Origin of the sequence: Salmonella sp. SAL03688 (genome assembly GCF_046551895.1) — a bacterium.
GTDB classification, from domain to species: Bacteria; Pseudomonadota; Gammaproteobacteria; order Enterobacterales; family Enterobacteriaceae; genus Salmonella; species Salmonella enterica.
In genome coordinates, this window is record NZ_JBGDVI010000021.1 from 1 (window position 1) to 22,985 (window position 22,985).

The 22,985-nt window shown below is 53.3% G+C and carries 18 protein-coding genes; 5 read left to right on the forward strand and 13 right to left on the reverse strand.

Annotated elements, in window-relative coordinates; translation table 11 throughout:
- From ACLJR2_RS18635 to torC, 5 genes are all read right to left on the reverse strand, one after another.
- Positions 1-288: ATP-binding cassette domain-containing protein (locus tag ACLJR2_RS18635; RefSeq protein ID WP_024139840.1), on the reverse strand; the 288-nt coding region annotated here is incomplete at its 3' end.
- 5 nt (positions 289-293) lie between these two features.
- Positions 294-1,694, reverse strand: coding sequence for a cytochrome c peroxidase (locus tag ACLJR2_RS18640; RefSeq protein WP_000724480.1), 1,401 nt, complete (start codon positions 1,692-1,694; stop codon positions 294-296).
- Between the two features lie 189 nt (positions 1,695-1,883).
- Positions 1,884-2,516, reverse strand: coding sequence for a molecular chaperone TorD (torD, locus tag ACLJR2_RS18645; protein ID WP_000595420.1), 633 nt, complete (start codon positions 2,514-2,516; stop codon positions 1,884-1,886).
- Positions 2,509-5,061: a trimethylamine-N-oxide reductase TorA gene (gene torA, locus ACLJR2_RS18650; RefSeq protein ID WP_000790672.1), complete on the reverse strand. Its 2,553-nt coding sequence runs from the start codon at positions 5,059-5,061 to the stop codon at positions 2,509-2,511. Before torA ends, torD begins: the two co-directional genes overlap by 8 nt.
- Positions 5,051-6,235 carry a pentaheme c-type cytochrome TorC gene (gene torC / locus ACLJR2_RS18655; RefSeq protein WP_001230254.1) on the reverse strand — a complete coding sequence of 395 codons (1,185 nt, stop codon included), beginning with the start codon at positions 6,233-6,235 and terminating at the stop codon, positions 5,051-5,053. Before torC ends, torA begins: the two co-directional genes overlap by 11 nt.
- A 129-nt stretch (positions 6,236-6,364) precedes the next feature.
- On the opposite strand from torC, the gene torR reads away from it, so the two are divergent.
- Entirely contained in the window at positions 6,365-7,057 is a 693-nt protein-coding gene (gene torR, locus ACLJR2_RS18660) for a two-component system response regulator TorR (protein ID WP_001562512.1), read from the forward strand.
- Here the strand turns inward: torR and torT are convergent.
- Entirely contained in the window at positions 7,030-8,070 is a 1,041-nt protein-coding gene (torT, locus tag ACLJR2_RS18665; protein ID WP_001202037.1) for a TMAO reductase system periplasmic protein TorT, read from the reverse strand. The genes torR and torT overlap by 28 nt on opposite strands.
- A gap of 79 nt (positions 8,071-8,149) precedes the next feature.
- On the opposite strand from torT, the gene torS reads away from it, so the two are divergent.
- The gene (gene torS / locus ACLJR2_RS18670; RefSeq protein WP_000106963.1) at positions 8,150-10,885 is read left to right on the forward strand and encodes a TMAO reductase system sensor histidine kinase/response regulator TorS; all 2,736 of its coding nucleotides are present in this window, start codon (positions 8,150-8,152) and stop codon (positions 10,883-10,885) included.
- Between the two features lie 25 nt (positions 10,886-10,910).
- On the opposite strand, the gene ACLJR2_RS18675 is transcribed toward torS, so the two are convergent.
- The 6 genes from ACLJR2_RS18675 to yidA all read right to left on the reverse strand — a co-directional run bounded on the left by ACLJR2_RS18675 (position 10,911) and on the right by yidA (position 16,749).
- On the reverse strand, positions 10,911-12,248 hold the full coding sequence (locus ACLJR2_RS18675; protein WP_000253524.1) for an MFS transporter: 1,338 nt from the start codon (positions 12,246-12,248) through the stop codon (positions 10,911-10,913).
- 84 nt (positions 12,249-12,332) lie between these two features.
- Positions 12,333-13,481, reverse strand: a complete 1,149-nt coding sequence (gene dgoD, locus ACLJR2_RS18680) for a galactonate dehydratase (RefSeq protein ID WP_000704735.1) — start codon at positions 13,479-13,481, stop codon at positions 12,333-12,335.
- Entirely contained in the window at positions 13,478-14,095 is a 618-nt protein-coding gene (locus tag ACLJR2_RS18685; RefSeq protein ID WP_001198744.1) for a 2-dehydro-3-deoxy-6-phosphogalactonate aldolase, read from the reverse strand. The genes dgoD and ACLJR2_RS18685 overlap by 4 nt, the downstream gene beginning before the upstream one ends.
- A complete protein-coding gene (locus ACLJR2_RS18690) occupies positions 14,079-14,957 on the reverse strand; it encodes a 2-dehydro-3-deoxygalactonokinase (protein ID WP_001533869.1) in 879 nt (292 codons plus the stop codon). The genes ACLJR2_RS18685 and ACLJR2_RS18690 overlap by 17 nt, the downstream gene beginning before the upstream one ends.
- On the reverse strand, positions 14,954-15,643 hold the full coding sequence (gene dgoR / locus ACLJR2_RS18695; RefSeq protein WP_000174317.1) for a D-galactonate utilization transcriptional regulator DgoR: 690 nt from the start codon (positions 15,641-15,643) through the stop codon (positions 14,954-14,956). Before dgoR ends, ACLJR2_RS18690 begins: the two co-directional genes overlap by 4 nt.
- A 260-nt stretch (positions 15,644-15,903) precedes the next feature.
- A complete protein-coding gene (yidA, locus tag ACLJR2_RS18700; RefSeq protein ID WP_000985577.1) occupies positions 15,904-16,749 on the reverse strand; it encodes a sugar-phosphatase in 846 nt (281 codons plus the stop codon).
- A 304-nt stretch (positions 16,750-17,053) separates the two neighbouring features.
- Between yidA and ACLJR2_RS18705 the strand changes: the two genes are divergently transcribed.
- From ACLJR2_RS18705 to ACLJR2_RS18715, 3 genes are all read left to right on the forward strand, one after another.
- The gene (locus ACLJR2_RS18705; RefSeq protein WP_000061248.1) at positions 17,054-18,316 is read left to right on the forward strand and encodes an MFS transporter; all 1,263 of its coding nucleotides are present in this window, start codon (positions 17,054-17,056) and stop codon (positions 18,314-18,316) included.
- Positions 18,317-18,329: 13 nt separating this feature from the next.
- Positions 18,330-19,523 (forward strand): mandelate racemase/muconate lactonizing enzyme family protein, encoded by a 1,194-nt coding sequence (locus ACLJR2_RS18710; RefSeq protein WP_000975839.1) that lies wholly within the window; start codon positions 18,330-18,332, stop codon positions 19,521-19,523.
- A gap of 114 nt (positions 19,524-19,637) precedes the next feature.
- Positions 19,638-20,534: a LysR family transcriptional regulator gene (locus ACLJR2_RS18715; protein WP_001054591.1), complete on the forward strand. Its 897-nt coding sequence runs from the start codon at positions 19,638-19,640 to the stop codon at positions 20,532-20,534.
- An 18-nt stretch (positions 20,535-20,552) separates the two neighbouring features.
- On the opposite strand, the gene gyrB is transcribed toward ACLJR2_RS18715, so the two are convergent.
- Positions 20,553-22,967 carry a DNA topoisomerase (ATP-hydrolyzing) subunit B gene (gyrB, locus tag ACLJR2_RS18720; RefSeq protein ID WP_000072047.1) on the reverse strand — a complete coding sequence of 805 codons (2,415 nt, stop codon included), beginning with the start codon at positions 22,965-22,967 and terminating at the stop codon, positions 20,553-20,555.
- Between the last annotated feature and the right edge of the window lie 18 nt (positions 22,968-22,985).

A 22,985-nucleotide genomic window follows, 5' to 3' on the forward strand; every position in this document is an offset into this window, starting at 1 on the left:
GTGCAGGTTCTCCCGCGCCGTCAGGCGGGATTTAATCCCCGGCTGGTGCCCTATCCACAGCAGGCTGCGATGGAAGCTGTCGCGCACGCGGCGCAGGGGCTCGCCCTGCCAGTACACCTCGCCGCCGTCCGGGCGCGCCAGCCCGGTCAGCAGGCGCAGCAGGGTGGTTTTTCCGGCGCCGTTGCCGCCGGTGACCTGCACCCACTCCCCGGCGTCCACGGTGAACGACAGCCCGCGAAACAGCGTCCTCTCGTCCCGCTCGCAGTACAGATCTCTGGCTTCAAGCATCATCGTCATTGCGCATATTCAGGTTGATATGGCGTATAAACACCGGTCAGGCTTTCCAGGAAGGCGACGATATCGTCAATATCGTTTTGCGGCAGATCGGTGCCAACCTGATAACGCAGCATCAGTTTTACCGCGCCATCCAGCGTCGGTACGTCGCCCCGATGGAAATAAGGCGCCGTTAACGCGACGTTGCGTAAGCCCGGGACTTTTTGCCGTAATTTATCGCGAACCTCTTTGGTGACGTTCATACGACCAATATCCGCTGCGGTAATTTCGCCAAAATTAAAGTCTCGCTTTAATCCCAATGGTTCAAAAGAGCGCCCGCCTAAAATGATACCGCCGTGACAGGTTGCACATTTATTTTCTTTAAATAATTGATAACCGTGTTTCTGTTGCGCGGTCAGCGCATTTTCATCTCCACGTAGCCATTTATCAAAGGCGGAATCCGGCGTTATCAACGTTTTTTCGAATTCGGCGATCGCATCAGTAATATTTTCCCCGGTAAATCCTTGCGGATAAACCGCCTGAAAATCTTTTTTCAGGACAGGATCTTTATCAAGCTTGCTAATAATTTCATCCCAGGATTTAGAGGCCATTTCGATAGGATTTAACGGTGGTCCGCCTGCTTGCTCCTGCAGGGTTGCAGCACGACCATCCCAAAATTGTTCGATATTAAATACGGAGTTGAATACCGTCGGCGCATTTATTGGTCCTACCGCACCGCCAACGCCAATTGAGGTTTTTCTGCCATCGACACCGCCCGCATTTAACGCGTGACAATGCGCACAGGATATTGTGCTGTCGCCGGATAAACGTTCATCATGATAAAGACGGAAACCTAAGTCGACTTTTTTCGCATCGACGGGAATATTGCGCGGAATAGGCTGAACGGGTTCATTCCGGTGCGCGGGGTCGGTATCGGCGCTGGCATAGTTGCGCTCACGCTGATCGGCTATCCAGTTCAGGATGTCAGTACGCTCTTTATCGCTGACGCCCCCCGCCCAGTGCAGCGCGACATAGCGGGTTGGCGGCATAGTCTGATGTTGCATAACCCATTCAATTTTATTCAGTTCGCTTTGCGGCACCGGCGTATCCGCAATCAGGGCGGCCCGTACCGCCTCCAGGTTAAACGATTTGTAGCCAAGCTGGATATCGTAATCCATTAGCTGCTTTGCCACCGGAAAAGAGGAATAAAGAGGTAATTCAGCGGAAGGCGTATGACAATAATCACATCCTTTCTCCCTGAAATAACCCAGTATTTTATTATTTTCACCCACAACCGAGGCCTGCACATCGCTTTTTTTACTGCGCTGTTTGTCGTAATACCATACATACCCGGACAAACCTAAATAACATAACAGCCCAACGGTGATAACCGTTGTCGCATAGAGGGTAATTTTTTTCATATCACTATCCTTATGGGGTATTGCGGCATGATTAATTAAATTTTATTTTTTTACTCATGAGGCCCGTCAATACTAAATACAAACCCATCATGGATATTGATTGGTATCAATAATTACAATTGGCTAAACCTATAGATATGATAACCCCCGACTATCGTAAGATTTATTTTGCGATGCCCGTCACAGGGTTTATTCAGCCGCAACAATGGATAAATCCTCTTTTCCGTCATCAAAACGAACGATAGCCAACAATAATTGACTTAACGCAGCATAAAAACCATAGGGATCATGCTTAAGGCAATTATTTGTAAATTCCGGAAGCCATTCCAGTAATGACGACAATGTTTTCTGGCGTAATTTATTCATTCTCCGTTGTTGGAACGATTCACCCAATGAAAAATGTAAATGGCTGAGTAATTCCAGATAAATCGCCAGGTGGTCGTTCGGCTCTTTAAAATCGTCGTTGACTTCCATCCCGGCTTCAAGCAATAAATGTTTAATCATGCCGGGTTCCTGCTGCGGGTATTGCGAGGCGTAGGGCAAGGCCGATTTTTTATCCGTCATGAGGAACAATCCGCAAAAATCTGCGGCCAGCTCCAGCTGCGCATCCTGGCGCAGGCTAAGCGCGGCAATTTTTTGTTCGAGTAACGCCACCGACGCCGCCAGCGCTGGCTGACGCTTTAACAGCGCCAGCCAGTCCGCGATTTCCGCGGACTGTAATTGTATTAACCCTTCATCATCCACTTCCCGGAAAAAGAGTAACGCCAGCCATGCATATACGCAGGCGTACTGTTCCTGAGCAAGCGCTGGCTGCTTAATCATGCGGATTCCCCTGCGATGCGGGTACATATTCACACTGCGCGACCATCTCGACCGGACCGTTAAATGCCGTGACGTTAGCAATAGGGCCGGTATATTTTTCAATTTCCACCAGCGTCGTATGCGCGCTGGTCGCCTGCGCGAGCTGTGATGTACCGATATCCAGCGTTAATACGTTAGGGTTGCCGTACTTACATAACGCGTTGAGATCGCCGCCTTTATCAGGATCGTACCAGGCGCCTTCATGAATTCGCGCCACGCCCGGCGCATAGCGATCGGAAACTACCGCCCCCGCCAGTACCTGCCCGCGTGCATTGAATACCCGCACGATGTCACCGTTGCGGATCCCGCGCGCGCTGGCATCCTGTGGGTTAATAAAGACCGGCTCCTTGCCGCCAACGGCATATTGCTGACGCAGCGTTTCCGACTCGCACAGTTGGGAATGCAGACGGAAATCAGGGTGGACGGATTGTAAGTGCAACGGCCAGCGCTGCGATCCCGGCCCGCCATGCGAGCGTTCGATTTTTTCGAACCACATGGGATGGCCCTGACAATCGTCGTATTGCATGTCGGCGATCGTTTTGGAGTAAATCTCGATCAAACCGCTTGGCGTGCCCAACGGCTCCAGGTCCGGATCTTCACGGAAAGCCTGATGGCGCACAAACATCTGCGGATGATCAAACTCGATGTACTCCTGTTGATTCCAGAACACCTCGAAAGTCGGTAAGTGGATACCGCGACCTTTTCCCTGCTGGCTCCCTTCCTGCCAGATGCGTTTCAGCCAGCCCATTTCATCAAGACCTTCCGTGAATGCCGCTTCACGGTTAAAGCGTCGGCAGAGATCGCGGAAAATATCAAAGTCGTTACGCGCTTCAAACTGCGGCGACACCACCTGTTTCATGGCGATAATCCCGCGGTTAGAGTGATTGCCGAACTGATCGAGGTCGTTACGCTCAAATTGGGTGGTAGCCGGCAAAACGATATCCGCAAAGCGGCAGGTCGACGTCCACTGGTTATCAATGGCGATGACCGTTTCCAGCTTGCGCCAGCCTTCAATTATGCGGTTAATTTGTTGGTGTCGGTGGAACGGGTTGGTCCCGGCGAACACGCACATCTTCAGCGGCGGTAATTTAACCGATTTGCCGTTCCAGTTAATGACCTTGCCCGGTTCAAGAATGGCATCCATAAAACGCGCAATAGGAATGGTGCTGCTGTAGCCTTTGTAATCCGTGCTGTCGTGTACTGGCGGAACGGTCGTCGAACCGGAAAAGCCGCTTAAAATGATCCCTTTACGGCCAGGCGTCCCGGCGCCGTTGTAGTGCCAGCCAAAACCAAAGCCGCCGCCCGGTAAACCAATCTGTCCCAGCATTGCCGCCAGCACGACGACCATCCATGACCACTGTTCGCCATGCTGCATACGTTGTACGCACCAGCCAGCGATGATTTGCGTTCTGTCGCCCGCCATCTGCCGCGCCAACGCGCGGATGGTGTCGGCATCAATACCGCACAGTTTTTCCGCCCAGGCGGCATCTTTGGGCTGTCCATCTTTCTCGCCCAGCAAATAGGGGAGGAACTGGTCAAAACCGACGCAATAGTTATCGAGGAAATTTTTATCGTACAGTTTCTCGCTGTACAGGGTATGCGCCAGCGCCAGTTGTAACGGGACATCCGTCTGCGGGTTAATAGCGATATGTTTGACCTTATCGCGCCCCAGATAATCGTGCGTGGAGGTGACGACCGGGTCGATGCTGATGACCGAGATAGCGCCGCTGGCAACTTTCTCTTTTAATTGTTCATAGTACTGATAGACATCGTGATCCGGGCACCACCAGTTTGCCTGCTGGTTTTTCACCATATCAGAACCCCATAGCACAATCGTTTTACTGTTCTGTAAAACCAGAGGCCATGACGTTTGCTGCTCGTACACTTCCATTGAACCCACCACACGCGGCAGAATCACCTGCGCCGCGCCGGTCGAATAGTCCCCTCCCGTGCTGACGCTATTGCCATGTAGCGCAATCGCGCGCGCCAGCATCCCGGAGGCGTTATGGAACATGCCGGTAGATTGCCAACCGCTCGCCGTCAGTAACGCGCTCGGCCCGTAGGTTTTTTGCACCCGCTCCAGTTCCTGATAGAACAGATCCAGCGCTTCATCCCAGGAGACGCGCACAAAACGATTATCGCCGCGCTGCGAGGTGTCGCTTTGATGACCTTTGCGCATCCAGTCGACGCGCACCATCGGATAGCGAATACGCGCCGCGTTGTGGACGTGATCGGGCAGACCGGCGATCATTTTGGACGGGTATTTATCCTGTTCAAACGGTTTTGCCGCCACAAATCGACCGTCAACCACCGTGGCGCGAATCGCCCCCCAGTGAGAACCGGTAAGGATACCCTCTTTCGTCGCGGCGCCTGGCGCAACGGCATCCGCTGCGCGGGCGCTACGGGGCGTCAGTAGTGACGGCCCCAGCATTCCTGCCACCGTCAAGCCGCCAAGCTGCGCCAGAAAACGTCGACGAGAGACGTGTAACGAGTCCTTATTTTTCATTGTGTTCTCCCTTATCGCTGTGCGGCGTGTTGGTGGTATCAGACGCATTCATCTGGAGATATTTCAACAAGGTACGTTCTTCACGCTTATCCAGACTGGTGAAACCGATCATGCCGTTGAGCGTGCCGATCCAGCCGTTAGCGTCAAAGTGCGCTTTGTCCGGCGCGCCGTGACACTGATTACAGGTGCCGTTATAGAGGGAGTCGGCATAGGCCCAAATCGGTTTAATGTCATTTACCATGTCGCCTTTTTGCATCCACGCAGTTGCCTGTAATTTGCTCCACTGAGTATTAGTCGCCGCGACGGTGGTCTCTTCCAGCGTTTTCACATGCTGTTGCACATCGCCGCGAATCGAGGCGACAAAAATACGTTTACCGGGCAACTGCGTCAGCACGCGCTGGCGACCGTCCGTCTCCGTCCAGCCTTCGATTTGCACTTGCAGCCAGTCACCATCCCGTTTAAGGACTTTCACTTCAGAAGCAGGTAACAGCGAACCTGCCGGTTCTTTATCGCCTTTAGCGGCGTAAATCGGCTTGATATCCAGCGAATAGAGCGTATCGCCGTCATTATGCGTACTGGCGCTGGCACGCAGTTCATCAAACTGTTTGCGGAAACCGCTGCTCATATCCGGTAGCTGGTGGGCAATCCCTTTATGGCAGTCGATGCAGGACTGATTTTCTTTCGCGGCGATTTTCATTTGCCGCGCCGCTTCCGGGTTCTGTTTCGCGTGATCCATCGCATCGTAGTTATGGCAGGAACGACAGGTCGCGGAGTTATTCTCTTTCATGCGCGCCCATTCACGCTCGGCAAGCTCGGCGCGTTTGGCTTCAAATTTTTCCGGGGTATCAATCGAGTGGGCGATAAATGTCTGGTAAAGATCGTTGCTGGCTTCCAGCTTACGTTTCACCATGCCTGGAATATCAGGGGGGATATGGCAATCGTGGCATTCCGCGCGTACGCCGGAAGCGTTCTGGAAATGTACGGACTGTTTATATTCCTGATACACCGGCTGCATACTATGGCAGCTGACGCAAAACTCTGTCGTACTGGTCAGTTTGATACCGACGTGAGGTAACACGATCAGCGCAACGCCGATCACAATCCCGACAATGACCAGCGCCAGTATCGACCAACGGGCGCTTGGCCTGAGTAGCGCTCTCCAGAGTTTTCGCATAATAGCCCCTGTAATTATATGGTTTAATGCGCAGATCTTATTCCGCAAATATGAACAGCGTCACTGGTCAGGATGAACGGGATACGGCAATATATGAACAGATATGAACAGAAAGAGACCGCGCGCAGGATGTCACATCACATTGTTATTGTTGAGGATGAACCTGTTACTCAGGCCAGATTACAGGCCTATTTTGAGCAGGAGGGGTATCGCGTTTCGGTGACCGACAGCGGCGCGGGCCTGCGCGACATCATGGAGCATGAGCACGTTTCGCTGATCCTGCTGGATATCAACCTCCCCGATGAAAACGGGTTGATGCTGACCAGGGCGCTACGCGAACGTTCCACGGTGGGCATTATTCTGGTGACGGGGCGTTGCGACCAAATAGACCGCATCGTCGGACTGGAGATGGGCGCGGACGACTACGTCACCAAGCCGCTGGAACTGCGCGAGCTGGTAGTACGGGTGAAAAATCTTTTGTGGCGCATCGATCTGGCCCGCCCCACGCCGCAAAATGCCAGTGAAAACTGCTATATGTTTTCCGGTTACTGCCTGAACGTGATGAATCACACGCTGGAGCACAATGGTGAAGCCATTAAGCTTACGCGCGCGGAGTACGAGCTACTGCTGGCCTTTGTGACCAACCCAGGCAAAGTGCTGCATCGTGAACGCCTGCTGCGAATGCTTTCCGCCCGCCGCGTAGAGACTCCGGATCTCCGCACGATTGATGTCCTGGTTCGCCGCTTACGCCATAAAATTACGCCGGAACTGTTGGTCACACAGCATGGCGAAGGCTACTTTTTAGCCTCGGAGGTGTATTGATACAGATAGACGGGCCGAAATCCCGGAGGCGATAGCGAACGACGAACGCGCGCGCTGTCAGCGTTGTTATGCGTCAAAATAAGCACCGGCGGGCTGATATTTTCAGGCACCGGCTGCCCCTGTAAGACCTTAATCGACTGCGTTATCGCTAATTCTCCCTGCCAGGCCATCTGATCGCTGAGCGCCATCAGGATATGGCCGCGTTTTAAACCGCGATAAACCTGATGCGTCAGATAAAATGAGACAATCGTGAGCGGAGTCGTCAAATTTCGCCCTTCGCCCATCGCCGCCTCCGCCGCTATCGCCGACCCGGCGACTACATTAGCGTCCGGATGGCGCTCCAGCATTTCCTGGAGTAAGTTTCGCTGCACTTCAATGTCGTTATCGCCCCAGGCGATATCCACAATGTTGATGGCGCTGCCTTTAATTGCCTGACGAAAACCCGCCACCATCTCCTGACTGCCGCCAGCTTCTTCCGGCCCCGGGAAGAGTAAAACGTTAAGCGCTTTTCCTTTGTTCCACTGCACCAGGAAACGTCCCGGCAGATACCCCATCTGAAACCACGGCAGACCAACGCGGGTTGCGACGCTGGCATCGTGAATCATGTTCACCAGTTCAATAACCGGCACATTACCGGCATACCGTTCCAGTTCCGGGAAACGATCGGTACTGCTGCCAAGCAGAATAGCGTCGGCGCCCCACTCCCGGCATTGCATCATTTGCTGTTGTTGCGTCGCCAGTTGCCGATAGCCATTCGCTTCCAGCACTTTTAAATCAACGCCATACAATTTGGCCGCTTTTTGCATCCCGTAGTTGACGGACAACCAGTAAGAATCTTTCAGGCTGGGGTATAATGCGCACAGTTTCCAGGGTTTACTCGCATTGACTGACGTTTGCCGCCAGGGAATCGCCCGATCGGCGCGCGTCCAGTGTAGCAGTCCGGTTTCGGCTGACGCCGTTTCTACATTCGAGACGATGATTATCAAAAAAAAGAACGAAATAAGCGCGCGCATGATAGCCCCACCAGCAACAAGGTTTTATCCTAATGGTTTTTCCGGCGGCAACTCAACCCATTTCACCCGCGGCGCATAAATGTCAACGCCTTCACTGACCCGCAGATTATGGCTGGCCTTCGCCCTGATGGCGGCACTCACCCTGCTCAGCACCGTGATCGGCTGGATAAGCCTGCGCGTCATTAGTCAGGTGGAGCAAACCAATACGCAAGCACTGCTCCCCACGATGAATATGGCCAGGCAGTTAAGCGAAGCCAGCGCTTACGAGCTCTTTTCTGCGCAAAATCTGACCAATGCCGACAGTGAGGGCGTTTGGCTGGCGCAGGGGAAGATGCTGAAAGCGCAAAGCCTTAAAATTAACCATCTTTTGCAGGCATTAAGCGAGCAGGGATTTAATACCTCGGCCATCGCCCGGCAAGAAAAAGAGATTGCGCAAACGCTTGGGCAACAGGGAACGCTGGTCGGTGAAATTCTCACGCTGCGCACACAGCAACAGCAGTTAAGCCGCCAGATTGCGGAGGCGGCGGAAAGCATTGCCGCCCAGGCTCACGGTCAGGCCAATAATGCAGCGACATCTGCGGGCGCCACCCAGGCCGGTATTTACGATCTTATCGAAAGCGGTAAAGGGGATCAGGCTGAACGCGCGCTTGACCGATTGATTGATATCGACCTTGAGTATGTGAATCAGATGAATGAGTTGCGGGTCAATGCCCTGCGGTTTAAGCAGCTCATTGTGACCTTAAAAGACGCGCAAGGGCTGAGCGATGCCGAGGACACCGATGAAAAACTTAATCAGTTGGTTAAAATTTTATCCCGCCGCCAGCAGCGTATAGAAGATCCTACCGTTCGCGCCCAAATCGCCGACGCGCTGGAGACAATAAACCAGTACACCACACTGGTTACCCTGTTTCGTAAGGAAAACGCCATCCGCGACCAGCTTCAAACGCTTATGGCCAATAACCTCTTTCAGTTTACCCGCTTCAGTACGGAAGTGTCGCAGTTGGTGAACGCCATCGAAAAACGAAACGAGGCTGGGTTAGCGCGTCTTACACACGCCAGTCAGCGTGGGCAAATAGGGTTAGTGATCTTAGGCATTCTGGCGCTGTGCTCATTAAGTTTTATTCTTTGGCGAGTGGTTTACCGTTCCGTATCCCGCCCGCTGGCGCAACAAACGCAGGCCTTACAGCGGCTACTGGAGGGCGATATTGACTCACCGTTTCCGGAGGCGGCTGGCGTCAGCGAACTGGATACCATCAGCCGTCTGATGGAAGCGTTTCGCGCCAACGTGCGCAAATTAAACCGCCATCGTGAGGATTTGGCGGAACAGGTGCGTTCGCAAACGGCGGAGCTTCATGCGCTGGTGCTGGAACACCGGCAGGCGCGCGCCGAAGCGGAAAAGGCCAACGAGGCGAAATCGACGTTCCTTGCCGCCATGAGCCATGAAATTCGCACGCCGCTTTACGGCATTCTCGGTACGGTACAATTGCTGGCCGATAAACCGCTCATGGCAAACTACCGCGACGACTTACAGGCCATTAATGATTCAGGCGAATCGCTACTGGCGATTCTTAACGATATTCTTGATTACTCGGCGATTGAAGTAGGCGGCACCAACGTTTCTATTAGCGAGGAGCCGTTTGAACCGCGACAATTGTTGAATAGCGCGCTGCATTTAATGCACAGCCGCGTGCAGGTGGCGCTCATCGCCGACTTTAGCGAGCAACTCCCCTCCACGCTACAAGGCGATCCGCGCCGGATACGTCAAATTGTGATTAATCTTTTAAGTAATGCGGCGAAATTTACCGATCGCGGCAGCATAGTGCTGCGCACGTTTTGCGACGATCAGAGCTGGTTTATTGAGGTTGAAGATACCGGGTGCGGTATCCCTGAAGCGAAGCTGACGGCTATTTTCAAACCGTTTGTGCAGGCGACAGGACGCCGGGGCGGGACGGGCCTGGGGCTGGCTATCAGCGCCAGCCTGGCAGAGGCAATGGGCGGGACGCTAACCGTCACCAGTACGCTTCATGTTGGCAGTTGTTTTCGTTTACAACTACCGGTTCGCCACCCCAAACCCGCAAGCAAAAGTGCGTTCAGGGAACCGATAAATCTTAACGGGCTACGTCTGTTGCTGATTGAAGATAATATGCTGACGCAGCGTATTACCGCTGAAATGCTCACGGGTAAAGGGGTGAAGGTCTCAGTAGCTGAAAGCGCGAATGACGCGCTACGCTGTTTAGCCGAAGGCGAGCCCTTTGATGTGGCGCTGGTGGATTTTGATTTACCGGATTATGACGGCTTAACCCTGGCGCAGCAGTTGATGAGTCAGTATCCCGCCATGAAACGCATTGGTTTTAGCGCGCATGTGATAGACGATAATCTTCGTCAGCGTACCGCCGGTCTTTTCTGCGGGATTATTCAAAAGCCCGTTCCCCGCGAGGAGCTTTACCGCATGATAGCGCACTATTTACAGGGCAAATCTCACAACGCGCGGGCGATGCTGAATGAACATCAGCTTGCCGGCGATATGGCGTCTGTCGGCCCGGAAAAACTCCGGCAATGGGTCGCGTTATTCAAAGACAGCGCGCTGCCTTTAGTCGAGGAGATCGAGGCGGCGCGCGCCATGAATGACGACGTTAACATTAAGCGGCTGGCGCATAAATTAAAAAGCGGCTGCGCCAGCCTGGGGATGACGCAGGCAACCGAAGCCTGTCGGGAGCTGGAATTGCAACCGCTAAGCGATATAGATATTAAAACTATCGTGACGCAGGGAGTGACGGCGCTCGACGCATGGATAGCCGGTCATCCTTCGCCATAATAGCTTCCGGCTCGCCACGGCCAACTTATCCGACGCGTTTCACATCACCCACTAACAGGATGTAAGACAGCGCACCCAGCAGAGCCACAACGGAGATATAGACCAGCGCCGGAGCAAAACCGTAGCTTTGCGCCAGATAACCAATCACTAACGGTACGCTAATCCCGCCCAACCCACCGATAAAGTTAAACATACCGCCGGTAAGGCCAATCAACCGCATCGGCGCAAGGGAAGAGATTAACGACCAGGTAATGGACGCAAATCCATTGCCGAAGAAAGCTATCGCCATCAATGCCATAATCCACAACGGATCGTTAGTGTAGTTAGCGCCCATAATGCACGTGGAGATGAGCAAACCGCAAATAATCGGCGTTTTGCGCGCCACGCCCAGCGAGAAGCCTTTTTTCACCAGTTTATCCGCCAGCCAGCCGGAGAGCAGTACGCCAAAAAAGGCAGCCAGGAACGGTACGGTCGTCATAAAGCCCGCTTTTAGCGCGGTAATGCCTTTTTCCTGGGTCAGATAATTAGGGAACCAGGTCAGAAAGAACCATAGCGTAGAGTTTACGGCGAACTGACCGAGGTAGACGCCCACCAGCTTACGATGGAACACCAGTTTCCAGTCGGCTTTCGTCAACGGCTGGCGGGCCTCTTTTTTCGCTGGCGCATCGCCATCCACCAGACCGCCGCCATCGCGAATATACTCCAGCTCCGCCTGGCTAAGGCTTTTCGTCAAACGCGGCGGTTGATAAACCTTAAACCAGACCAATGACCAGATAATCCCGATACCGCCGGTGACGATAAAGACCCAGTGCCAGCTCAGCATTTCCTGAATCCAGATCAGCAGCGGCGTAAGGAATGCCAGTCCGACGAACTGTCCGGAGGTGTAGAACCCGACTGCGGATGCGCGCTCATGCTCCGGAAACCAGCTAGTGACCATCCGGTTATTTGCCGGAAAGGCTGGTGCCTCGAAAATCCCGGTAATAGCGCGCAGGCCGATAAGCGACAATAGTCCCGTCGCAAACCCCTGCAATAGCGTCGCGACTGACCAGCCGAAGATAGCGATAAAATAGGTCAGCCGGGACCCAATACGGTCGAGAAACCAGCCGCCAGGGATCTGGCATAACGTATAGAGCCAGGCAAAAGCGGAGAAGACATAGCCCATTTCCGCTTTGGTAATGCCGAATTCTTTTTGAATATGCATGGAAGCCACGGCAAGGTTGGCGCGATCGACGTAGCAAATTACCACGGTAATAAAGATCATCACCAGCGTCAGATAGCGGCGACGCCCCGGCTGTGCTGCTGTAACTGAAATATCCATCGTCATCTGTCTCCAGATTCTGGGCATAGCGAGGCCGCTCACCATGCCCTGTAAATTACAGAGGGTGTGTTTTTATATTTAAATTGGGTTGCCCGGAGGGCGACGTTTGTTGAGCCTACTGCGTGGCGATCACCACTCGGCTACCGATCCGTCAGCGTGCCGCCACAACGGATTACGCCAGTCCGGCGCGCTTTTGCTAAGTTCAATCACCCTGGCCTCGTCAATGTCTACGCCAAGACCCGGTTTGGTTAAGGGTTTAAAGAAGCCGCCGTCCATGCTGAAGTCTTCTTTGTTTTTCACAAAGTCGAGCAGTTCCGCGCCCTTGTTATAGTGAATGCCCATGCTCTGCTCCTGGAATACCGCGTTGCGCGAAACAAAATCGATATGCAGGCAGGCAGCCAGGGCGATTGGACCCAGCGGGCAATGCGGTGCCAGCGCCACGTCATATGCTTCCGCCATTCCGGCGATTTTATAGCATTCGGTAATGCCGCCCGCGTGGGATAAATCCGGCTGTAGAATCGCCAGCCCGCCCGCGTCCAGCACGCGTTTAAATTCAAAACGCGAGAACATACGCTCGCCTGCGGCAATCGGAATATGCGTTTGCGCTGCCAGGCGCGGATAATATTCCGCCTGTTCCGCCAGCACCGGCTCTTCAATAAACAGCGGACGATAGGGTTCCAGTTCTTTAATCAGCACCTTAGCCATCGGCGCGCTAACGCGACCGTGGAAATCGAGCCCAAACTCAATTTCACTGCCGAAAGCTTCGCGGATTTGCGCCACGGTATTGACCGCCGCATCCACCGCACGGGAATTATCAATCACGCCCATCTCTTCACAGCCGTTCAGCTTGAAGGTGTCAAAACCAATACCGCGCAATTTTTCAATACCGTCAATGACGTCTGCCGGACGATCGCCGCCCACCCAGCTATAGGCCTTGATTTTGTCGCGCACCAGGCCGCCCATGAGCTGCCAGACCGGCGCATTCAACACCTTGCCTTTGATATCCCACAATGCCTGGTCAATACCGGCGATGGCGCTCATCATAATCGGGCCGCCGCGATAAAAACCGGCCCGGTACATTACCTGCCACAGGTCGTTGATACGCGCCGGATCTTTCCCTATCAGGTAATCGGCAAACTCATGTACTGCCGCCTCTACAGTACGTGCCCGACCTTCAATGACCGGCTCTCCCCAGCCAACCACGCCTTCATCCGTTTCGATTTTCAGGAACATCCAACGTGGAGGTAAACGGTACGTGGTGATGTGAGTTATTTTCATTTCACTGCCTCTCGATACGCATTAACAAATGCCGCAGCCTGCTGCGCGGTGCGTTCAACGGATTGCCCGGCGCGATAGAGATCGCTACCCAGTCCCGCGCCCACACAGCCGGCTTTAATCCATTGCGCCAGGTTTTCCGGCGTCACGCCGCCGACGGCAAATAGCGGAACATCCGGCGGAAGTACCGCTTTCAGCGCGCTGATGTAGCCCGGACCAAACGCCGATGATGGGAAAATTTTTAACGCCTGTGCGCCTGCATCCAGCGCAGCAAAGGCTTCTGTTGCCGTGGCGCAGCCCGGACACACGGTCATGCCATAGCTCACTGCCCGGCGGATCACCTCCGGTTGGATATTTGGCGTGACGACCAGCTTGCAGCCCATCCCGGCAAGCTGGTCTACCTGTTCCGGTTTCAGTACGGTACCAGCGCCAATAAGCGCCCTGCCGCCATACGCCTTCACCACGGAAGAAATGCTTTTTTCCCACTGTGGGGAGTTAAGCGGAATTTCTATAGCGTCAAATCCCGCATCCACCACCGCGCCAACGTGCGCCAGGGCATCGTCGGGCGTTATACCGCGTAAGATTGCAATGAGAGGGAGATTAGTTTGCCACTGCATGAGCGATGCTCCTTATTCCAGCCTGAAATGCCATATCGCCATCCACGGTTGAAACATCACGCCCAATAGCACGAAACGCCTGTTGGTAACGTGAGATCAGCGCGGGTCCAGCGACGAGAGTGATAGCCTGTTGCGCCGCGAAGGATTCGCTCATGCTGGCGACTTCCGCGCCAATCAACAGGCCGGAGAGGAAGTCGCTGACCTGCTCACGCGCAAGGTGTCCTAACACGTGCGAGGCGCGAACCTCAAAAAGAGAAGGCAGGACGGCAGGAGAATTAAGACCGCGCTCCAGCCCCGCGGCATAGGCGTCGCCAGAAGCTTCCTGTTCCGGCAAACCAGCCCCGACCAGCGAGTGACGCAGCAACAAGTGATGGAGTTCGCCTGTCATCACAGTACGAAAATCATGAATTTGTTGCGTATCAGTCTGTACCCATTTGCAATGCGTGCCGGGCATGACATAGACAGAAGAAGGAGAAAGTTCGCGGGCGCCAAGCAGTTGCGTCTCTTCGCCGCGCATCACGTTGTGGTTATCCTCGCGTGAGACACACAATCCGGGGATGATCCAGATGTTGTCGCCAACGGCGGTTAACTGTTCGCCAATAGCGGAGAACAGGGCGGGAACCGGCAGATAAGGCGCATTTTGCCAGCCTACGTTACTGCCGATCATGCCCGCCATTACCACGGGGGTGGCGCTGTTGCGCCAGTGTGTTGTGATTTCTGCTAACACCGCGTCAGGAGATTTACCGTTCAGGCGTGTAACGCCTGCTTCTGATTGCCTGCTCTCCAGGCATTTGTCGCCCTGGTAAAGCCAGGCGCGCAGATTGGTCGATCCCCAGTCAATTGCGATGTAGCGAGCTGTCATGTGATTTCCTTTAACCTTCGTGTCGAGCTGGCGATCATGGTTAATGCCGCCTGCTCTGCCGCATCGCCATCCTGATGCCGTATCGCATCGAATAGCGCCTTATGTTCCTGGAGCGTTTTCGGCATGTTGGCCGCATCGCCCATCCAGGTCCGTTCAAATACCGCTCGCTGTAGCGAGCTGATCGCTACATTTAACTGTTGCAGCACCGGGTTATGCACCGACTGCAACACTGCCTCGTGATAGCGAATATCCGCCTCGTTAAACGCTTCCCGATCCTGGTTGTTGGCAATCATGTCGTTTAGCGCCGACTCAATTTCAGCCAGATCGCTTGATGTTGCCCGTTCCGCCGCCCAGCGTGCTATTGCTGGCTCCACCAGGTTTCGTATTTCACTCATCGCGCTGATAAGCCTCGGGTCGTAGTCGTTTTCCAGCACCCATTGCAGCACGTCGGTATCGAGATAATTCCACTGGTTACGCGGTGCGATAAACGCGCCGCGATAGCGCTTCATTTCAATTAGCCGCTTCGCCATAAGCGAGCGAAACACTTCGCGAATGATGTTGCGCGACGTTTCAAACTCCTCGCACAGATCCGCTTCCGCTGGCAGCGCCGAACCGGGTACGTATTTACCGCTGACAATCTGTTTGCCCAGCGTGATAACGATGCGATCGGTTTTATTGAGAGTCATAGAGAGTCCTTGTGCTCGATGTGAACTCTCTTACTTTACCGCGATAGCTGAATTACGCCGCAATTTTGTAGTACTAGCGTGATATCAACCGTCGTTATCATGTCAACAATGTAGTACAACACAATTATATTGTACTACAATTTAGATCACAAAAACGACAATTGGTTATGGGGACGTTATAAGACGTAAACGAAAGATATAAAAAAACCCGCAGCAAGTGCGGGTCGTTAAGCGCGTATTTGCCCGATGGCGACTATGCCTTATCGGGCGGGGAAATGGCCGGATGAGTGATCGGGGTTCAGCACAAATTTTTCAATCGCCCAGGCAACACCATCTTCAAGGTTCGATTTAGTCACAAAGTTAGCCACCTCTTTGACCGACGGAATGGCGTTGTCCATTGCCACGCCCATGCCGGCGTATTCGATCATCGCAATGTCGTTTTCCTGATCGCCAATCGCCATCACCTCCTCTGGCTTAATACCCAGCGCCTCGGCCAGTGATTTTACGCCAGTGCCTTTATTAACCCGTTTATCGAGGATTTCAAGGAAGTACGGCGCACTTTTCAGCACGGTGTACTTTTCCTTCACCTCTGCCGGTATACGCGCAATCGCCCGGTCGAGAACGGCAGGCTCATCGATCATCATAACTTTCAGGAACTGGGTGTTCGGGTCCATCTTCTCCGCTTCACAAAATACCAGCGGAATGGTCGCCACATACGACTCATGCACCGTGTAGTAGCTGATATCGCGGTTAGCGGTATAAAGCGTATTTCGGTCTAATGCGTGGAAGTGAGAACCCACCTCACGGGACAGTTTTTCCAGGTAACGGTAGTCATCATAGCTGAGCGCCGTTTGCGCCACCGTACTGCCATCCCCTGCTTTCTGCACCAGCGCCCCGTTATAGGTGACGCAATAATCGCCGGGCTGTTCCATGTGAAGTTCTTTCAGGTAACTGTGCACACCCGCATACGGACGGCCTGTGGTCAGCACCACATTTACCCCTTTTTCACGCGCAGCGGCAATCGCGTTTTTAACCGCCGGAGAAATGGTGTGATCGGGCAGCAGAAGGGTGCCATCCATGTCGATAGCAATAAGTTTGATAGCCATGAAATCCCCGCATTAAATGAGTCCTGACTCATGCTAACGCGATTCCGCTCAAAAAACAGCAAAGAATCCGAGAGAAAGGGGGATAAGATTCACAAACGGGATTCCCCTTTTCAGGCCGTATTCTCCCTCCTGATGTATTAGATAACCTCATTAATCAAACAGAAAATACCGTTTTTCTAAAAGAATGTGTATTGCTACTTTGGACATCATCACTTAGAGCCTAATGGGATTGGTTCTTAATCAGTAAAAATCAACAAAAACTTATATTTTAAAATAACCTTATCCGATGAGAAGGAGATCGCTAATGTCGATGGCCCTTACCGCCCCCCCAACCAGGAAAAGATTTTTAATCGTTGCCTGTCTGTTTATTGGAATATTTATTGCTTATCTCGATCGCGTTAATGTTTCGGTATTAGCCGCGAATGAACCCTTCTTAGCCTATATGGGTATTGAAGGTATACCATTGCAAATCGGCATGATGATGACCGTCTTTCTGGCCGCTTATGGTATCGCTAACGTTGTATTATCACCGCTTGGTGATTATCTCGGCCCCAGAAAAGCAATGATGCTTTGTATTCTGATCTGGACTATCGCTTTAATGATTGGCGGAGTCGCTACATCATTCGCTCTAATTATTATTTGCCGTATATTACTGGGCATCGGAGAGGGATTTTATTATCCACTGCAAAGCGTATTTATTAAAAACTGGTTCCCGAAGCAGGAACGCGGCAGAGCAAACGCGGCGTGGATCGTCGGCCAGTCAGTCGCTCCCGCCATTGCGATGCCTTTTTTCACCTGGTGGATAGGCACCCACGGCTGGCGCTCCAACTTCTTTTTATGCGCCGCTCTCGGGTTAATCCCTCTTTGGCTACTTTGGCGATATGTTGCTGATAAACCAGAACAACATAAAAGTATCAGCGAACAAGAACTGGCTTATATCAAAGCTGGACAGGAAACGGAAAGCGCAGGCAACAGCGAAAGTTTTATGTTGCGGGTCAAACCGGTGATTACCAACTACAGCTATTGGCTGCTGGTGCTGTGGTATCTGTGTCTGCAATGTTTATATTGGGGAATGATTACCTGGCTACCGACCTATCTAAAATCAGCCAGAGGTTTCAGTTGGGCGGAAATGGGTTGGCTGGCGTCGCTTCCCTTTGTCCTGTCGATATTTGCCAAAGCGGCCGCAGGCGTCTTCGTCGATAAAATAGGACGCAGCGCCCCCATATTAATGGTATTAATGTTTTTCGCTGGCGTCAGTATCTATTTCGGTACCATAACCGAACATAAATATATGTCAGCAGTACTCCTCTCCTTTGCTGTGGCTTTCTGTACGATGGGCACCCCCGTTGCCTGGACGTTATTACAGGGAATGATACCAGGAAAATCCATATCCGCCGCCAGCGGCGTAATGAACGGCGTCGCCAACGGACTCTCTTCATTATCTCCTGTATTTATCGGCTTATTTATTTCTATCACTGGAACTTATACCGGCGGCTTACTATGCCTGGTTTTTATCAGCGCTATCGCCGTGGTATCGGCATTAATCTTAACGATTAAAAAATATTAATTACGAGGAGTAAATGATGAAAATTACCAGCGTTGATATTATTGATGTGGCGAACGATTTTGCGTCCGCCACCAGCAAATGGCGTCCGGTGGTGGTAAAAATTAATACCGATGAGGGCATTTCCGGTTTTGGCGAAGTCGGGCTGGCTTACGGCGTCGGCGCTTCTGCGGGCATCGGAATGGCGAAGGACCTGTCGGCCATTATCATCGGCATGGACCCGATGAATAACGAAGCTATCTGGGAAAAAATGCTCAAAAAAACCTTCTGGGGACAGGGCGGCGGCGGCATTTTTTCCGCGGCGATGAGCGGCATCGATATCGCGCTGTGGGATATCAAAGGCAAAGCGTGGGGCGTGCCGCTGTATAAAATGCTTGGCGGCAAAAGCCGCGAGAAAATAAGAACCTACGCCAGTCAGCTACAGTTTGGTTGGGGGGACGGCAGCGATAAAGATATGCTGACCGAGCCGGAGCAGTATGCACAGGCGGCGCTGACCGCCGTCAGCGAAGGCTATGACGCAATAAAAGTGGATACCGTCGCAATGGATCGCCACGGCAACTGGAACCAGCAAAACCTCAACGGGCCTCTCACCGATAAAATCCTGCGTCTGGGCTACGACCGTATGGCCGCCATTCGCGATGCAGTCGGCCCGGACGTGGATATCATCGCCGAAATGCACGCCTTTACCGACACCACCTCGGCGATTCAGTTTGGCCGCATGATCGAAGAACTGGGCATCTTCTACTACGAAGAGCCGGTCATGCCGTTAAATCCCGCACAGATGAAGCAGGTTGCCGATAAGGTCAATATTCCACTGGCGGCTGGCGAACGTATTTACTGGCGCTGGGGATACCGTCCTTTCCTGGAAAACGGCAGCCTGAGCGTTATTCAGCCCGATATCTGCACCTGCGGCGGCATCACCGAAGTGAAGAAAATCTGCGATATGGCGCACGTTTACGACAAAACGGTGCAAATCCATGTTTGCGGCGGGCCGATTTCCACAGCGGTGGCGCTGCATATGGAAACCGCGATCCCTAACTTCGTCATCCACGAACTGCACCGGTATGCGCTGCTGGAACCGAATACACAGACCTGTAAATACAACTATCTACCCAAGAACGGCATGTACGACGTTCCGGAGCTTCCCGGCATCGGCCAGGAGCTGACCGAAGAAACCATGAAAAAGTCGCCGACCATTACCGTAAAATAAGCCAACAGTCTGCCTGCGCCGCAGGCAGACACCCTGTATTTGCGAGTCGTATCAACGCGACCTTATCCAGCCTGAGATAAAATCCTCTCAGTAAAGGGGTAACACAGGTGGCAAATGAATTTAACTATCCGGCAATTTCGCGCGTTTCTGGCCGTCGCGGATTTGCGTAGTTTTACCGCCGCCAGCAAATATCTGTGCATCACGCAGGGAGCTGTTAGCGGTTTAATCAACGAAATGGAAAGCCAGATGGAGGTTTCCCTTTTCGACCGCACTTCGCGCGTGGTGAAGCTATCGCCCGACGGCGAAAAGTTTTTACCCGCCGCCATGCGGGTTGTTGAAGAGTTTCAACGGGCCGAAAATTATGCCCGCGACCTGAAAGAGATCAAAAAATCCCTGGTGCGGGTTGTTGGCGCGCCGCTGATCGCCTGTGCTTTTCTGCCGCAAATCATCCATGCCTTTAAGCGGCAGCATCCGCATACCCACGTACAGCTTATTGATAAGCCCATGTCGCAATTACAAAAAAGCATTATGTTGGGAGAAGCCGATTTTGGTATCGGCCCGGAGCGGCCGCTGGAACCGGAAATCGACAAACAAACGCTGTTCACAACGGAAATCGCCCTGTACTGCCATCCGGACTATCGGCTGCATAAAAAAACGGTTCGCTGGGAAGAGATTCAAAGCGAAGAGCTGATCGCCGTTGGCAACGAATCCATTCCGATGATCTCCGCAACCGCTGGCGTGCGCATTAAGCCCAAAATGACGGTGGAACATATGGCGACCGCCATGTCGCTGGCGGCGCAGTGTGAAGGCGTGGTGATCGCCGGAACCTTTTCCCGCCATTACGCCAAAAGCTACCAATTAGCGACCTGTTCGCTCACGCCTCCGCTGCGGCGCAATATGAACCTTTATTTCCATGCGTGGCGCGTACAAACGCCCGCCACTCAGCGCTTTAGAGATTTTTTATTCAGCTATGTCGATGAACATCATGATGCCCCGGCCAACCAGCGGTAGGCCGGGGATTAAGGCAGGTTAAATATCGATATTCGCTGCTTTCAGGGCGTTCTCTTCGATAAAGGCACGACGCGGCTCAACGGCATCACCCATCAGCGTGGTGAACAGCTGGTCGGCAGCAATCGCATCTTTAACGGTCACACGCAGCATACGGCGGCTTTCCGGGTCCATGGTGGTTTCCCACAGCTGATCCGGGTTCATTTCACCCAGACCTTTATAACGCTGGATAGCCAGACCGCGACGTGACTCTTTCACCAACCACTCCAGCGCCTGCTCGAAGCTGGTTACCGGCTGGCGACGCTCGCCGCGTTCGATAAACGCGTCCTCTTCAATCAGACCGCGCAGCTTCTCGCCCAGCGTGCAGATACGACGATATTCCGCGCCGGTCACAAACTCGTGATCCAACGGATAATCGGTATCCACACCATGCGTACGCACGCGAACGATAGGCTCGAACAGATTCTGTTCCGTATTAGTATGAACATCGAACTTCCACTGACTGCCGTGCTGCTCTTTCTCGTTCAGCTCGGTAATCAGCGCATTCACCCAGCGCGTTACAGTCTGCTCATCAGAAAGATCGGCTTCGGTCAGAGTTGGCTGATACACCAGCTCTTTGAGCAGCGCTTTCGGGAAGCGACGCTCCATACGACCAATCATTTTCTGCGTGGCGTTATATTCAGAGACCAGTTTTTCTAACGCTTCGCCGGATAGCGCCGGCGCATGAGCGTTCGCGTGCAGAGTCGCACCGTCAAGCGCGATGGAAATCTGGTACTGATCCATCGCTTCATCGTCTTTGATGTACTGTTCCTGCTTGCCTTTCTTGACTTTGTACAGCGGCGGCTGGGCAATGTAGACGTGGCCGCGTTCAACGATTTCCGGCATCTGACGATAGAAGAAGGTCAACAGCAGCGTACGGATGTGCGAGCCGTCGACGTCCGCATCGGTCATGATGATGATGCTGTGATAGCGCAGCTTGTCCGGGTTGTACTCGTCGCGACCGATACCGCAGCCCAGCGCGGTGATCAGAGTCGCCACTTCCTGAGAGGAGAGCATCTTGTCGAAGCGCGCTTTCTCGACGTTGAGGATTTTACCTTTCAGCGGCAGAATCGCCTGGTTCTTGCGGTTACGGCCCTGCTTCGCAGAGCCGCCCGCGGAGTCCCCTTCCACCAGGTACAGTTCGGACAGCGCCGGGTCGCGTTCCTGGCAGTCCGCCAGTTTGCCCGGCAGACCGGCTAAATCCAGCGCGCCTTTACGACGGGTCATTTCACGGGCGCGACGCGCCGCTTCACGCGCACGCGCGGCGTCGATAATTTTGCCGACGACGATTTTCGCGTCAGATGGGTTTTCCAGCAGGTATTCGCTCAGCAGTTCGTTCATCTGCTGTTCTACCGCCGATTTCACCTCGGAAGAGACCAGCTTATCTTTGGTCTGTGAGGAGAATTTCGGGTCCGGTACTTTTACGGAAACCACCGCAATCAGACCTTCACGGGCATCATCGCCAGTGGCGCTGACTTTAGCTTTTTTGCTGTAGCCTTCTTTGTCCATGTAGGCGTTCAGCGTACGGGTCATCGCCGCACGGAAGCCTGCCAGGTGGGTACCGCCGTCGCGCTGCGGAATGTTGTTGGTAAAGCAGTAGATGTTTTCCTGGAAACCGTCGTTCCACTGTAGCGCTACTTCCACACCGATACCGTCTTTTTCGGTGGAGAAGTAGAAGATATTCGGGTGGATCGGCGTTTTATTCTTGTTGAGATATTCAACAAACGCCTTGATGCCGCCTTCGTAGTGGAAATGATCTTCTTTACCATCGCGCTTGTCGCGCAGGCGGATGGAAACGCCAGAATTCAGGAATGACAGTTCACGCAGGCGTTTCGCCAGGATCTCATATTCAAATTCAGTGACGTTGGTGAAGGTTTCGTGGCTCGGCCAGAAACGTACCATCGTGCCGGTTTTATCGGTATCGCCAGTGACGGCCAGGGGTGCCTGCGGCACGCCGTGCTCGTAGATCTGACGGTGAATTTTGCCATCTCGCTGGATAACCAGTTCCAGTTTTTGCGACAGAGCGTTGACTACCGAGACGCCCACGCCGTGCAGACCACCAGAGACTTTATAGGAGTTATCGTCAAATTTACCGCCCGCGTGCAGAACGGTCATGATCACTTCCGCCGCCGAGACGCCTTCTTCCGGGTGAATCCCGGTCGGAATGCCACGGCCATCATCCGTTACGGACACGGAGTTATCGGCGTGAATAGTCACGACGATATCTTTACAGTGACCTGCGAGCGCTTCGTCGATAGCGTTATCTACCACCTCGAATACCATGTGGTGCAGACCGGTGCCGTCATCCGTGTCGCCGATATACATACCCGGGCGCTTACGCACCGCATCCAGCCCTTTCAGGACTTTGATACTGGAGGAGTCATAAGAATTCGACATCAACGTTTCTCGCTCATT